This is a genomic window from Bradyrhizobium sp. HKCCYLS1011 (genome assembly GCF_051167795.1).
Taxonomy (GTDB): Bacteria; Pseudomonadota; Alphaproteobacteria; order Rhizobiales; family Xanthobacteraceae; genus Bradyrhizobium.
In genome coordinates this window covers 118,954-132,736 of sequence record NZ_JBNPTT010000010.1, presented here as the reverse complement: position 1 = coordinate 132,736, position 13,783 = coordinate 118,954, and the positions used below count along the sequence as shown (strand labels likewise).

The 13,783-nt window shown below is 64.3% G+C and carries 13 protein-coding genes; 10 read left to right on the top strand and 3 right to left on the bottom strand.

Going from position 1 to position 13,783, the window contains the following annotated elements; genetic code table 11:
• Nucleotides 1-156: 156 nt before the first annotated feature.
• A complete protein-coding gene (locus tag ACQR1W_RS29960) occupies nt 157-378 on the top strand; it encodes a hypothetical protein (RefSeq protein WP_434854305.1) in 222 nt (73 codons plus the stop codon).
• 856 nt (nt 379-1,234) lie between these two features.
• Here ACQR1W_RS29960 and ACQR1W_RS29955 read toward each other — a convergent pair.
• Complete coding sequence (locus ACQR1W_RS29955) at nt 1,235-1,636, bottom strand: response regulator (RefSeq protein ID WP_434854134.1); 402 nt, start codon at nt 1,634-1,636, stop codon at nt 1,235-1,237.
• A 109-nt stretch (nt 1,637-1,745) separates the two neighbouring features.
• Here ACQR1W_RS29955 and ACQR1W_RS29950 point away from each other — a divergent pair, with 109 nt between their 5' ends.
• Together ACQR1W_RS29950 and ACQR1W_RS29945 are read left to right on the top strand one after the other, a co-directional pair.
• Nucleotides 1,746-2,747 (top strand): chemotaxis protein CheB, encoded by a 1,002-nt coding sequence (locus ACQR1W_RS29950; RefSeq protein WP_434854133.1) that lies wholly within the window; start codon nt 1,746-1,748, stop codon nt 2,745-2,747.
• Between the two features lie 5 nt (nt 2,748-2,752).
• On the top strand, nt 2,753-3,037 hold the full coding sequence (locus ACQR1W_RS29945) for a hypothetical protein (RefSeq protein ID WP_434854132.1): 285 nt from the start codon (nt 2,753-2,755) through the stop codon (nt 3,035-3,037).
• Between the two features lie 120 nt (nt 3,038-3,157).
• Here the strand turns inward: ACQR1W_RS29945 and ACQR1W_RS29940 are convergent, their stop codons facing one another.
• Nucleotides 3,158-3,403, bottom strand: a complete 246-nt coding sequence (locus ACQR1W_RS29940) for a hypothetical protein (RefSeq protein WP_434854131.1) — start codon at nt 3,401-3,403, stop codon at nt 3,158-3,160.
• Between the two features lie 200 nt (nt 3,404-3,603).
• On the opposite strand from ACQR1W_RS29940, the gene ACQR1W_RS29935 reads away from it, so the two are divergent.
• Together ACQR1W_RS29935 and ACQR1W_RS29930 are read left to right on the top strand one after the other, a co-directional pair.
• On the top strand, nt 3,604-6,774 hold the full coding sequence (locus ACQR1W_RS29935; protein ID WP_434854130.1) for a CheR family methyltransferase: 3,171 nt from the start codon (nt 3,604-3,606) through the stop codon (nt 6,772-6,774).
• A 7-nt stretch (nt 6,775-6,781) separates the two neighbouring features.
• Entirely contained in the window at nt 6,782-7,522 is a 741-nt protein-coding gene (locus ACQR1W_RS29930) for a Crp/Fnr family transcriptional regulator (RefSeq protein ID WP_434854304.1), read from the top strand.
• Here ACQR1W_RS29930 and ACQR1W_RS29925 read toward each other — a convergent pair.
• On the bottom strand, nt 7,485-8,438 hold the full coding sequence (locus ACQR1W_RS29925) for a LysR substrate-binding domain-containing protein (RefSeq protein WP_434854129.1): 954 nt from the start codon (nt 8,436-8,438) through the stop codon (nt 7,485-7,487). The genes ACQR1W_RS29930 and ACQR1W_RS29925 overlap by 38 nt on opposite strands.
• A 208-nt stretch (nt 8,439-8,646) precedes the next feature.
• Here ACQR1W_RS29925 and ACQR1W_RS29920 point away from each other — a divergent pair, with 208 nt between their 5' ends.
• From ACQR1W_RS29920 to ACQR1W_RS29900, 5 genes are all read left to right on the top strand, one after another.
• Nucleotides 8,647-9,705, top strand: coding sequence for an ABC transporter substrate-binding protein (locus ACQR1W_RS29920; protein ID WP_434854128.1), 1,059 nt, complete (start codon nt 8,647-8,649; stop codon nt 9,703-9,705).
• Nucleotides 9,706-9,869: 164 nt separating this feature from the next.
• Nucleotides 9,870-10,913: an ABC transporter ATP-binding protein gene (locus ACQR1W_RS29915; protein WP_434854127.1), complete on the top strand. Its 1,044-nt coding sequence runs from the start codon at nt 9,870-9,872 to the stop codon at nt 10,911-10,913.
• Nucleotides 10,910-11,806 (top strand): ABC transporter permease, encoded by an 897-nt coding sequence (locus ACQR1W_RS29910; protein ID WP_434854126.1) that lies wholly within the window; start codon nt 10,910-10,912, stop codon nt 11,804-11,806. Before ACQR1W_RS29915 ends, ACQR1W_RS29910 begins: the two co-directional genes overlap by 4 nt.
• Nucleotides 11,803-12,621 (top strand): ABC transporter permease, encoded by an 819-nt coding sequence (locus tag ACQR1W_RS29905; protein WP_434854125.1) that lies wholly within the window; start codon nt 11,803-11,805, stop codon nt 12,619-12,621. Before ACQR1W_RS29910 ends, ACQR1W_RS29905 begins: the two co-directional genes overlap by 4 nt.
• A gap of 8 nt (nt 12,622-12,629) precedes the next feature.
• Entirely contained in the window at nt 12,630-13,769 is a 1,140-nt protein-coding gene (locus ACQR1W_RS29900; RefSeq protein ID WP_434854124.1) for an NAD(P)/FAD-dependent oxidoreductase, read from the top strand.
• The last annotated feature ends 14 nt before the right edge of the window (nt 13,770-13,783 follow it).

Sequence of the window (13,783 nt, the reverse complement as noted above, 5' to 3'; positions counted from 1 at the left end):
GGTCCGAGGTGCAACACATGTTGGTCCGGTAGATGATGTGATTTGCCGTTACAAAGAAGGGGTAGCCTCCCTAATTCCCATTTACCTATGTTGGTGCAGGCGGTTAGCTGAACTGTAAAGTCAGTGTAGTTGACGGCGTATATCGGTTTTATCAGCATGGATGTCGAAGTACGGAAAAAGCGGCGCCGCCGCTTTAAACAGGCGCTCCCACTCGGTGAGCGTCTGCTGCAATCGGCGCGTGAGGCACGGGACGAAGCGAGACAACTGCCGCCCGGCGTGGATCAGGCGCGGCTGTTGAGGCGTGCGCGCGAAGCTGAGGCGATCGCGCAGCTCGAGGAATTTCTGCGCGGACCGACGCGATACCCGCCGCGACGGTGAAGGGCTCCACGCCGATCGGAGCTTTGGCTCACGAGGCCGTGGCGCTCCTTGAACGAGCGGATCGGCTGCAGAGAACGCCGGTGTGCGTGATCTAAATCTGTTACAATTCTCGGATCGTTCCCAGCCTTTTGGAAATCTTTCTTTGGAAATCTTTCTCCTTGCTACGCTCCCGCAAAAGGCGCAGCCTAGGCCATCATCGGCAGGATACCCCTCCGTGGGCGCCGGTGGCTGAGAGACCAGTTGTGCTCCCGCCTGCAGAGCGAGGAGCATCCCGATGGCCCGGGACGGCGACGACGTCGAGCGCGACCAATATCTCAGCGATATCTATCAGATCATAGACCCGATCGAACGGACTCGCGCCGTGACGACGAGATCGGTCCAATTACTCCGCGCGAGCTCACCCGACACCTTCCTCGGCCGCCGCCGGCTTGAACCGATTCCCACGGAGCATGAGAAGGGAAGCGCAGATGGGGCGATGCCGGAGCGGAGCGGCGATGAGCCTGGGCCGCGCTCGTACGACGATTCACAAATAGTTCAGCAATGATACGCCGGCGACCAGGATGATGAATCCCGTCATCGCGGTGATCACGAAAGAACGCTCAACGATATCCATGTCACAACCCCAGCTGCCCGTTGCAGCCAGATATCCACAAGCAGGCGCGGGCCGCCTTAAGCCAAGTGAATCGGCCAGTGAATTGGTGGTGAATTTTTGTTGAATATGCGCGCTGAGCGAGGATGCTGATGAGCGGCATCTCTACCGCTGCAAGGCGTGAGGCAATGACAGGCGCTTGGCCTTGAGGCTGGCGCCGTTTGCTGCGCCCGCGTGGCAGGGCCTGACCGTTCTGGAGGGCAGGGCTCAACGCTCCTTCAGCAGCTCGGCAAGACCGTCTGCGACGGCGAGAACGTCGAGCGGCTTCTCCCAGAGCGGAACGTCCGCAAACTCGGGGCGGATCGACGACTTCTCATAGCCGGTCGTAAAGACGAAACGGATATCGCGCGCGCGCAGCGCGCGGGCGAAGGGAAAAATCATTTCGTTCCTGAGATTGATGTCGAGCAGCGCGGCATCGATCGGTTGGCCGGAACGCAGGATGGTCTGGGCGTCGAGCACCTCCGAAACCGGCCCGATCACGTCGGCACCGCGGCGCTTGAGTTCGCCGGCGAGATCATCCGCGAGAAAATACTCGTCCTCGACGATCAGGATGCTGCGCCCGGCAAGTGGTTCCGATCCGGTCCGTGTGATAGGCCTGCTTTGTCCCATGAAGCCCTCCGTCTGGTCGGCAATAGGAACGTCTGCTGAGTCCGAACCTTGTTGGCAAACGGGGTGAAATGTCCTGCGTTCCCGCTCCGTGGCAAATGAGGATCAGAGTGTGCCCAATCGTGACATCATTGTCATCGGCGGCTCGTCCGGGGCAACGGCACCGCTGAAGGATATTCTCGGGCGCTTGCCGGTCGATATGCCGGCTGCGGTCTTCGTCGTGTTGCACATCCCTGCTCGGGGGATCGGGATCTTGTCGACAGTTGCAGGCGCCGCGGGGAAGCTGCCGGTCAGGCAGGCGGCGAATGGGCTTCCCATCGAGCATGGAACCATCTATCTCGCAGCCCCGGATCATCATCTCCTGATCGCAGACGGTCGCCTTCTGCTCGGTCGTGGACCGCGCGAGAACATGGTGCGCCCGGCCATCGATCCGCTGTTCCGCTCCGCGGCGCTGCATTACGGGCCTCGGGTCATCGGCGTCGTCCTGAGCGGTTTTCTATCAGATGGTGCGGCAGGGCTCAACGCGATCAAGCGCTGCGGCGGCTTGGCCGTGGTGCAGCAGCCGACGGATGCAATAGCGGACGAGATGCCCCGGCGGGCGTTGGAGGTGAGTTCCGTCGATTTTTGTATTCCCGGGGCTGACATCGGCGATGTGCTTGCCCGGCTGTCGAAGGACCAGGCCGGCACGGCCGGGCCGGTGCCGCCCGATGTCAGGCTAGAGGTTGAAATTGCCGCGGGCGAGCGGATCGACAGCCAAATCCTCAGCGGGCTCGGTACGCCTGCGGCGCTGACCTGTCCGAGCTGTGCGGGCGTCCTGTCGCGCCTGACGGTCGACAAAACACTTCGGTTCCGCTGCCAGGTCGGCCATGCCTCTACCGCCGACGTGCTGGCCAAGGAGCAGGAGATCCGGGTTGACGAGGCCATGCGCGTCGCCTTGCGGATCATCGGAGAACGCGCTGAACTCGTATCCCGAATGGCCGAGGACGCGCGTCAGTGTGGCCGCAGGGCGATCGCAGAGATGTATGAGACGAGGGCGGTGGAGTATCGGGGATATGCCGACATGATCAGGCAGGTCGTGCTCCAGTCGCTCGATCCGTTGCCGACACAGGGGTGATCGGGATGACGCAGGCGGAGCCTTCTCCCTCCAGCGTGCAAACGACGCTCGAGATCTGCGACGAGGAAGATCAACTGCGCAAGAGCAACGCCGAGATTGCGGCGGGCTGGGCCCGGCTTCGCAGGCAGGAATGCCTGCTCCGGGACTTGAAAGCCGCCGACAAGCCGGTCCAGGAAGCCGAGCGCTTGGCGGCATTGCTGCGGGACACTTTGACGGAGTGGGAGCGGCACCGGACCCTGATTGAACGACGGATCGCCTATCTCAGGGAACGCCGGGCACAGGGATCTTAGATCCTGATGGTGAGGGCGCGGCCGCGCATCTCCGGACGATGCTTCAGATCGCCGGGAAAACCATGAGCCCCCGAAGCTTCTACAGCCCTCCGCGATGGCCCAACTGACGCGGGCCACGGGTCAAGTCAGGGACTCCAGATCGACGGGGCGGGCATCGCGGGGAGGCAGTTTCAGAAACTGCAGGCCGGTCCCGGACCACGCAAATGCACAATTGTGGCCTGTCGCGAAATTCCTGATGCGGCCGACCGCGACGTCGTTGAAGCCGAACATCCGCTCGACGTCAGCCGTGGCCAGATGCAGGCCCTGGCCCGGAACCAAATGGTCCAGTTGCATTTGCAATAGGGGTAGAGTGAGTGGCTCGGCCATGACATTGGAAGGTTATACGGCAGGGTGTCCATTGCGCTTGCGGTAGATCAAGCGGATCGCTCCGCCGCGATGCGTGGCGGACGGCTCGGGTCCGTGTCCCCGGCCTCCACCAGCGATAATCCCCGGCTATTCCGCTCGCATAGTGATTGGGCTAATTTGCGCCTCGCTCCGACTGAGGCGCGAATGATATACGGCAAGCCATGACAAGTGTTGGTGAATCTCAATCGGCGGAAGCCGCGCCCAAGGGACGACGGCCGCTGATCATCGGTGTTGGCGCCTCGCCCAGCAACACCGGCAGCCTGGAGCGTTTCCTCACGAAGCTGGCGCTCGCCGACGATCTCGCGGTCGTGCTTGTGCTGCAGCATCGGGAGGCGCTGGACGAAAGATGGCTGCGCGGCGTGCTGCAACCGCTCGAGAGCATCACGCTGAAGGATCTGGAGGACGGGACGGAGGTCGACGGGCAGACCGTCTATCTCTGTCCCGCCAACATGATCGTCACCGTGCAGGGCGACCGCTTTGCCGTGCGTTCGGCCGAGCAGGCGCCCGGCGAGCGGGGCACCATCGACAGTTTCCTGGTCTCGCTGGCCGAGGACCGCGCCGAGCAGTCGATTGGCGTCGTCCTGTCCGGAACCGCCGGCGAGGGCACGCTCGGCGTTGCGACGTTGAAGGATCACGGCGGACTCGCCATCGCCGAGCGCATCGCGGGCAACGAGGACGACGATCTGAAGGACAGCAGCACGCCGGCCGCGATCGCCGATTTCGTGCTGCACGCCGAGGATATTCCCAACCACATCCAGGTCTATGCCCGGCACTTGCGACGGCTGCAAGAGCGGCAGGGGTTCGACGAGGTGCTCGCGGCAGCCGCGAGCTCCCTCAGCCGCATCGCCGACATCCTGCGCAACAAGACCGGCAACGATTTCCACGGCTACAAGCAGAACACCTTCCTGCGTCGGGTGCAGCGCCGGATGCAGGTGGTGCAGATCGACGAGATCTCGGCCTATGTCGATTTCCTGCGCAACGACAAGGACGAAGTCCAGTACCTCTTCAACGACCTCCTGATTGGGGTCACCGAATTCTTCCGCGACAAGCGGGAATTCGAAGTGCTCGAACAACAGATCATCCCGGAGATCTTCGAAGGCAAGCAGGCCGGCCAACAGGTTCGCGTCTGGGTGCTGGGCTGCGCCACCGGCGAGGAGGCCTACTCGATCGCCATCCTGCTGCGCGAACATATGGCGAAGCTCGATTCGCCTCCGTCCGTGCAGATCTTCGCCACCGATATCGACGGCCGCGCGCTAGCCGCGGCACGGGTCGGGCGCTACCGGACCGACATCGACGCCAACATCTCGCCGGAGCGGCTGGCGCGCTGGTTCGTGCGCGAGGGCGACACCTATTGCGTGGTGAAGGAGCTGCGCGAGATGTGCATCTTCTCCCAGCACAATGTCATCAAGGACGCGCCGTTCTCCAAGCTCGACCTGGTGTCGTGCCGCAATCTCCTGATCTATCTGAATGCCGAGCTGCAGAACCGGGTGATTCCGCTGTTTCATTTCGCGCTGCTGCCCGGACGTTTCCTGTTCCTCGGCAATTCGGAGAACGTGACGCGGCATCCGAAGCTGTTCGCGCCGGTCGACCGCCGCGCCCGGATCTTCAAGAAGCTCGACACCGGCACCCGTCTGCCGCCGGAATTTCCCATCACCACGGCCGCCGGGCGGACACCGGTCGAGCTGCCGCCGGTCCGCAGCTTCGGTCCCGATGTCGGGCTGGAGCGCAGGGCGCACCGCATCGCCGAGCGCTACGCGCCGGCCTATGTCATCACCGACGGCAATTTCCACATCCTGCATTTCTCCGGGCGGACCGGCCGCTTCATCGAGCCGACCGCGGGCACGGCCACGCTCGACCTGCTCAGCCTCGTACATCGCGATCTCCGCCTGGAGCTGCGGACCGCCCTGAGCCGCGCGCGCGAGACCAATGAAGCTGTTCAGGCCGATCAGGTCCAGCTCGGCGTGAATGGCCACACCGTCGGCGTCGACATCACGGTCGAGCCGATCGAGGACTCCCCGGAAGGACATCGCAACTTCATCGTGCTGTTCAAGGACGGGCCGTTGCGTCCGCCCCTCGCAGCATCAGGTGGCACAAATTCGCTGGTGCGCAGCGAGCATGTCGAACGTCTCGAAAGCGAACTGCGGGCCACGCGCGAACGGCTGCAGGCCACGATCGAGGAGCTCGAGAGCACCAACGAGGAGCTCAAATCCTCCAACGAGGAATATCAGTCGCTGAACGAGGAGCTGCAGTCGGCCAATGAGGAGCTCGAGACCTCGCGTGAGGAGCTGCAATCGGTCAACGAGGAGCTCACCACCGTCAATGGCGAACTTGCCCATCGGGTCCAGGAGCTGACGCGCGCGACCAGCGACCTGAAGAACTTCCTGGAAAGCACGCAGATCGCCACCGTGTTCCTGGACAACGACATGCGGGTGATGAATTTCACGCCCGCGATCACCCAGGTGCTGCATCTGGTGGAGACCGATATCGGCCGCCCGATCGCGCATATCAAGGCAAGGATTCCCATCGAGGAGCTGTACGATGACATCCGGCGGGTGCTGCGGACGCTCGCCAGCGCCGAGCGCGAACTGACCGCGCCCGACAGCGGCACGCGCTATATCGTGCGCATGCTGCCCTATCGCAGCATCGACAATTTCATCGCCGGCGTCGTCGTCACCTTCTTCGACGTCACCGCGATCACCCGCGCCGAGGAGCGGCAGCGTCTTCTGCTCGCCGAGCTGCAGCATCGTGTGCGCAACACGCTCGGCGTGGTGCGCTCGATCGCGCGCCGCTCCGCGCAGACGAGCTCGACGGTCGAGGAATATGCCGCGCATCTCGACGGCCGCCTGAGCGCGCTGGCGCGCACCCAGGCCGCGGTGACGCGCGATCCGGAGGCGGGGGTCGACCTGGAATATCTGCTCGCCGACGAGCTGATGGCCTATAATGCCCGCGAGGGCGAGCAGGTGCGGATCTCCGGCCCGGCCATCCGTTTGCAGCCGAAAGCGGCCGAAACATTGTCGCTCGCGATTCATGAGCTGGCAACCAATGCGGTCAAGTATGGCGCTCTCAGCCAACCTGTCGGACGCGTCGAGATCAGTTGGCGCATCGACGAGAGCGTCAATCCACCGGAACTGATTTTCGACTGGCGCGAGAAGGGAGGACCATCCGTGAAGTCGCCGAAACGAAAAGGATTTGGGACGGAGATTCTGGAGCGAACTCTGGCCTTCGAATTCAAGGGGACGGCATCGTTGCTCTTCAGTCCGTCCGGCGTGCATTTCTCGATCGCAATGCCTTTGAGCCGGGCCATCGTCCAAAGCCCGGCTCTGGCCAAATAACATGAGCATGGGGCGCACGGGCGACCGGACGGCGGACGTCGTCATCCGCCGCCTGAGCGTATTCCGCAAGATTTCACCGCAGACGGCGGCGGCGCTCGACGACGCCATTCGCGGCCGCATCACCACCGCGGTCGCCGGACAGGAGCTCGTCACGGAGGGCGATCCGGCCGACCGCCTGCGGATGATCCTGTCGGGCTGGGCCGCGCGCTACAAATCGCTGGAAGACGGGCGGCGCCAGATCGTGAATCTGGTCCTGCCTGGCGAGACCTGCGATGCCCAGATCTACCTGCTGAAACACATGGATCATTCGATCTCGGCACTGACGCCGGTGGTCTATGCGGAGATCGAGCGCGAACGCTTCGAGGCGCTGATCGCCGCCGATCGTGTGCTCGGCGAGGCCTTCTGGTGCGAGACGCTGTCGGACGCGGCGATCCAGCGCGAATGGACGCTCAATCTCGGCCGTCGCGACGCCTATGAGCGGGTGGCGCATCTGTTGTGCGAGGTGGTCGAGCGGCTGCGGCCGGTCGGACTGCTCGACGGCGACAGCTGCGCCTTTCCGATCACGCAGACGGATCTCGCCGATGCGACGGGATTGTCCGTCGTCCATGTCAACCGGACGCTGCAGGAATTGCGCTCCGCCGGCCTGATCGTGCTGCGCGAGCGGACGCTGACGGTTCACGACCTGAAGGCGCTCAAGGAGGCGGCCTTGTTCACCCCGGACTATCTGCACTATCTCGCTTTGAGCTAAGTGGTTCGCCGACGAGCTGGTGCTTCCACGCCTCAAGCGCCTGACGCAGGACTTCGACGAGGTCCAAGGCGACCGGGGAGGGGCTGCGCTGCGGCGGAAACACTGCAGCGAATTCGAAGTCGATCTGGGGCAGGAAACGCCGCGCCACGACGCCGCGGCCGTCGAACTCGCGCGCGGTGAACGGATCGCAGATGCCGACGCCGAGCCCGGACGACACCATCCCGCACATGATCTCGGACAAGGTGGTCTCGACCCGCAGCACGCGGCGCACATCGACGCGATGGAACACCTGGTCGATCACATGCCGGCTGCTGGTGCCGGCCGACAGCGACACGAAGGTCTCGCCCTCGAAGTCACGCGGCTCCAGCGTGGTCTTCGCCGCCAGGTGATGGCCGGTGGGGAGCACGGCGACGCGCGGCAAAGCGGGAAGGCGGATGCTGGGCAATCCCGCATGCGCGATCGGCACTTCGGCGAAGCCGATGTCGCATTGGTGGTTCAGCACCCAGTCGATCACGATCGGTGAGATCACGCCGAAGAACGCGAGATTGAGGTTCGGCCGTTGCGTCAGGAAGGTGCCGGCAAGGCGCGGCAGATAGCCATTGGCCAATGCGGGCAGGGCGGCGACGCGCAGCGTGCCGGTGCGCCGGCCGCGGATCTCTTCGGCCGCCGCGGTGATGCGCTCGAGCCCGACGAAGGACCGTTCGACCTCCATGTAGAGCGTGGTCGCAGCCGCGGTCGGCACCAGCCCGCTGCCGCGCCGCTCGAACAGCTCCATCTTCAACAGCGCCTGGAAGTCGCGCAGCAGCCGGCTGACCGCGGGCTGCGTCACCGCCATCAGTTTCGCGGCTTCCGTCACGCTGCCGGTCAGCATCATCGCCCGAAAGGCCTCGACCTGCCGCGAATTGATCCGGGCCATTCAGGCGCCACTCCATAACATTTCGGCATGAGAAGGGTGCCATTATTCATTGGACGACGGAAGAGTGCGCTGCGATCTTTTTGATCAGATCGAGCGATCGCCCGTTTTTTGTGCGGTGCCACCAAAGGCAGAACGCAATCAACGGGAAGTCTCTCATTTTGCGGTTTCTTATTACCGGCAACGACGCCAACTGGAGAGATCGGTGGACATGAAGCATCTCAGCCGTCTGACCGCGGTCAGCCTTGCGGTCAGCCTTGCAGCCAGTCTTGCAGTGCTGGCCACGAGCACTCAGGCCCTGGCCCAGCAGACGACGCTCTATGTCGCCGGCTATGGCGGCTCATTCGAGAAGACGATCCGCGACGAGGTCATCCCCGCTTTCGAACAGGCCAATGGCGTCAAGGTGGAATATGTCGCCGGCAACTCCACCGACACGCTGGCCAAGCTGCAGGCGCAGAAGGGCAACCAGCAGATCGACGTCGCCATTCTCGATGACGGCCCGATGTATCAGGCGATCCAGCTCGGCTTCTGCGACAAGATCACGGGCCTGCCGAGTGCCGAGCTCTACGACGTCGCGCATTTCAAGGATGATCGCGCGGTCGCCATCGGGCTGGTCGCCACCGGGCTGATGTACAACACCAAGGTGTTCGCCGAGAAGGGCTGGGCGCCGCCGACCTCGTGGAACGACCTGAAGGATCCGAAGTACAAGCAGCAGCTCGTCATTCCGCCGATCAACAACACCTACGGCCTCTACGCGCTGTTGATGCTGGCCAAGATGAATGGCGGCAGCGAGTCCAATGTCGAGGCCGGCTTCAAGATCTTCAAGACCGACATCAATCCGAACGTGCTGGCCTACGAGCCGTCGCCGGGCAAGATGACCGAGCTGTTCCAGTCGGGGCAGGCTGTCATCGCGGTGTGGGGCTCGGGCCGGGTGCAGAGCTTTGCCAATACCGGCTTTCCGGTTGACTTCGTCTATCCGAAGGAGGGCGCGGTGATGCTGCTCACCACTGCCTGTCCGATCGCCAAGCCCAACGTCTCGCCGTTGGCGTCCGCCTTCATCAAGCAGCTGCTCGACCCGAAGATCCAGCTCGTGATGCTCAAGGAGTACGGCTATGGCCCGGTGGTGAAATCGGTCGTGGTGCCGTCAGGCATGGGCACGATGGCGCCGATCGGCGCCCGCGCCGCCAACGTCTATGCGCCGGACTGGACCATCGTGAACGACAAGCGCGAGGAATGGACCAAGCGCTGGAATCGCGAGGTCGAGCGGTAAGCAAGGGGCGTCTATTACGATCCCTTCGCCGCGGCGGTGGTCTACTCCCTTGACGATGATCACCTCCGCCTCGCCGGCGGCAGTCTACTCCCTCCCCGCAAGGGGGAGGGGAGTCCACCGTGCTCTCGGCTACAGCCTTTTTCGCCCACCACCCGGATAACTACATGTCCTTCCTCGAGCTTGACCGCGTCGGCAAATCCTTCGGTCCGAACACGGCCGTCGAAGAGTTCAGCCTCACGGTGGGCAAGAGCGAGTTCGTCTCGTTCCTAGGTCCCTCCGGCTGCGGCAAGACCACGACGTTGCAGATGATCGCGGGCTTTCTCGATCCGTCGCAGGGAGCGATCCGGCTCGAAGGCAAGGACCTTGTCGCGATCCCGCCGGCCAAACGCGGGCTCGGCATCGTGTTCCAGAGCTACGCGCTGTTTCCGCATATGACGGCTGCCGAGAACGTCGCCTTTGGCCTGGAGATGCGAAAGGTCCCGCGTAAGGAGCGCGACGAGCGCGTGCGCGCTGCGCTCGCGCTGGTCGGGCTCGCCGGCTACGAGGATCGTCATCCCCGGCGCATGTCGGGCGGCCAGCAGCAGCGGGTGGCGCTGGCGCGCGCGCTGGTGATCCGTCCGAACGTGCTGCTGCTCGACGAGCCGCTCTCCAATCTCGACGCACGGCTGCGCGAGGACATGCAGATCGAGCTGCGCCAGATCCAGCGCAATCTCGGCACCACCACCATTCTCGTCACCCACGACCAGATCGAGGCGATGTCGCTGTCCGACCGCATCGTCGTCATGAGCAAGGGCCGGATCGAGCAGATCGGCACGCCGCAGGAGGTTTACGAGCGGCCTGCCTCGGCCTTCGTCGCGCAGTTTCTCGGCAAGACCAATGAGTTCGTAGCACACGTGGATGTCTCGGGTGCATCGGCCAGACTGATCGCGGGCTCCTGGAGCGGGCCGGCGCCAGCCGGGGTCTCAGGCGCGGCCACCATCAGCATCCGGCCGGAGCGGATCAGCTTCGGCGCGAGCGGATTATCCGCGCGGATTCTGAGCCGCATCTTCCAAGGCAATCACTGGCTGTTCCAATGCGAGACCGAATGCGGCCCCGCGATCGTGATCCGCCAGAATGACGGCCAGACGCAGCCGGAGCAGGGCGAGGCGGTGCACCTGGTCTGGCAGGCTGCCGACATGAGCGTTCGCCCCGTGCGAGGCGGCGCATGAGCGCGGCCGTCACCACAGCTCCCGCGCCGGCCGAGGCCGGCGAGACGCGCGCCGCCCTGGCGCTGGCGCTGCCGGCTTTGATGCTGTTCGTCGGCGTGGTCGTGATCCCGCTCGCGATGACCGTGATGCTCTCGTTTCACGACTGGGGCCAGTACAAGGGCATCGAGCCGGTCTTCATCCTGAAGAACTGGCAGGAGATCGCGAGCGATCCCTACTACGCCGAGATGTTCTGGCGGACGTTTCGTGTGGCCGTGCTCGCCACGCTGATCACGGCCGTATTAGGTGTGCCCGAAGCCTATATCCTGCACCGCATGAGCGGCCCGTGGAAGGGCTTCTTCCTGCTCGTCATCCTGGGCCCGCTGCTGATCTCGGTGGTGGCGCGCACGCTGGGCTGGGCGCTCTTGTTCGGCGGCAACAACGGCCTCGCCAACAAGCTCCTGATGTCGCTCGGCCTGATCAGTTCGCCGGTGCGCTTCATGTTCACCGAGACCGGCATGGTGGTGGCGCTCGCGCATGCGATGATGCCGTTCATGGTGCTGGCGGTCTGGACCGCGCTGCAGCGGCTCGATCCGCAGATCGAGAATGCGGCGGCCTCGCTCGGCGCCGGCTCGTTCACCGTCATTCGCCGCATCATCCTGCCGCAGATCATGCCGGGCGTCCTGTCCGGCGCGATCATCGTGTTCTCGCTGTCGGCCAGCGCTTTCGCCACGCCCGCCATCATCGGCGGCCGGCGGCTGAAGGTGGCGGCGACGCTCGCCTATGACGAGTTTCTCAACACGCTGAACTGGCCGCTCGGTGCCGCGGTCGCGGTGCTGCTGTTGATCGCGCTGGTGCTGATCGTGGTCGGCAGCAATGCACTGATCGAGCGGCGCTATCAGGAGATGTTCCGATGAAAAGGAACGGACCGATCGCGCTCGCCTTCCACGCGCTGTTCGTCGTCTTCATGTTGGCGCCGATCGTGGTGGTGTGCTGGGTCGCCTTCACGCCCGAAGGATTCCTGTCAATTCCGACCACCAATTTCTCGCTGCGCTGGTTCAGGACCATCGCGGCCTATCCGGAATTCGTGCACGCCTTCGGCGTGAGTTTGTGGCTCGGCGCGCTGTCGTCTTTCGTAAGCCTGTTGTTCGCGGTGCCGGCGGCGCTCGCCATCAGCCGCTATCGCTTTCCCGGACGCGAGGCGCTGTCGGCGTTGTTTCTGTCGCCGTTGATGATCCCGCACGTCGTGCTCGGTATCGCGTTCCTGCGCTTCTTCACCTCGGTCGGCGTCGGCGGCACGTTCCTCGCGCTGGTGATCGCGCATGTCATCGTCGTGTTTCCGTTTGCGCTGCGCCTGACGCTGGCGGCTGCAACCGGCATGGACCGCCGAATCGAGATGGCTGCGATCTCGCTTGGCGCCGACGGCTGGACCATGTTTCGCCGCGTGATCCTGCCCTCGATCCTGCCGGGCCTCATCAGCGGCTGGGCGCTCGCCTTCATCCAGTCCTTCGACGATCTGACTATGACCGTGTTCCTGGCCGCGCCCGGCACCGAGACGCTGCCGGTGCGCATGTTCCTCTACATCCAGGACAACATCGATCCGCTGGTGACCTCGGTATCGGCCAGCGTGATCGCCATCACCATGACCGTTCTGATCCTGCTCGATCGCTTTTACGGGCTCGACCGCGTGCTCACCGCCAAAGGCGGCGAGAGAGGCGACGCGGGACGATAGGAGACACTATGAGGAAAGACTACGACGTCGCCGTCGTCGGCGGCGGACTGCTCGGCTCCGCGATTGCCTGGGGCCTCGGCCGGCTAGGCCAGCGCGTCGCCGTGCTCGACGAAGGCGACATTGCCAAGCGCGCCTCGCGCGCCAACTTCGCGCTGGTGTGGGTGCAGAGCAAGGGGCTCGGCATGCCCGCCTATACCGGCTGGACCGTGCGCGGCTCGCAGGCCTGGCCGAAGCTCGCCGACGAGCTCAAGGCGCAGACCGGTCTCGATGTCGCCCTGCAGCAGAATGGCGGCTTTCATCTCACCCTCGGCGAGGCGGAGTACGAGCAGCGCACGCAGCTCGTTGCGCGCATGCATAACCAGACCGGCGCCGCCGACTATCGCATGGAGATGCTGCCGGCGAGCGAAGTGAAGAAGATGCTGCCGCTGATCGGGCCGGAGGTTTCCGGCGGCAGCTTCTGTCCGTTCGACGGCCACGTGAATTCACTGCGCACCTTCCGCGCCTTCCACACCGGCATGAAGCGGCTCGGTGTCGACTATCTTCCGGAGCGCGCCGTCAGCGCGATCGCGGGTGATGGCGGCGAGTTCAAGCTTGCGACGTCGCAAGGCGAGATGCGCGCGGCGAAGGTTGTGCTTGCAGCTGGGAATGCCAACCAGACGCTGGCGCCGATGGTGGGCCTCTCCGCGCCGATGGGCCCGACGCGTGGCCAGATCGTCGTCACCGAACGGACCATGCCGTTCCTGCCGCATCCCTTGACGACGATCCGCCAGACCGACGAGGGCACGGTGATGATCGGCGACAGCAAGGAGGACGAGCTCGACGATCGCGTGCAGAACCATCCGATCAATGCCGTGATGGCCGATCGTGCGCAGCGGATGTTTCCGCATCTTGCGCGGCTCAACGTGGTCAGGAGCTGGACCGGCATTCGCGTGATGCCGAAGGACGGCTTCCCGATCTACGACCAGTCCGAGACCCATCCGGGCGCCTTCGTGGCCTGCTGCCATTCGGGCGTCACGCTCGCCGCCAACCACGCCTTCGACATCGCGCGGATGGTGAAGGACGGGACGCTGGAGCCGGAGCTGGTCGGCGCGTTCACTGCGAAGCGCTTCGTCAACGACGCTGGAGCTGGCGGCAGTGGCTATTACTAGGACAAAGCGGCTCG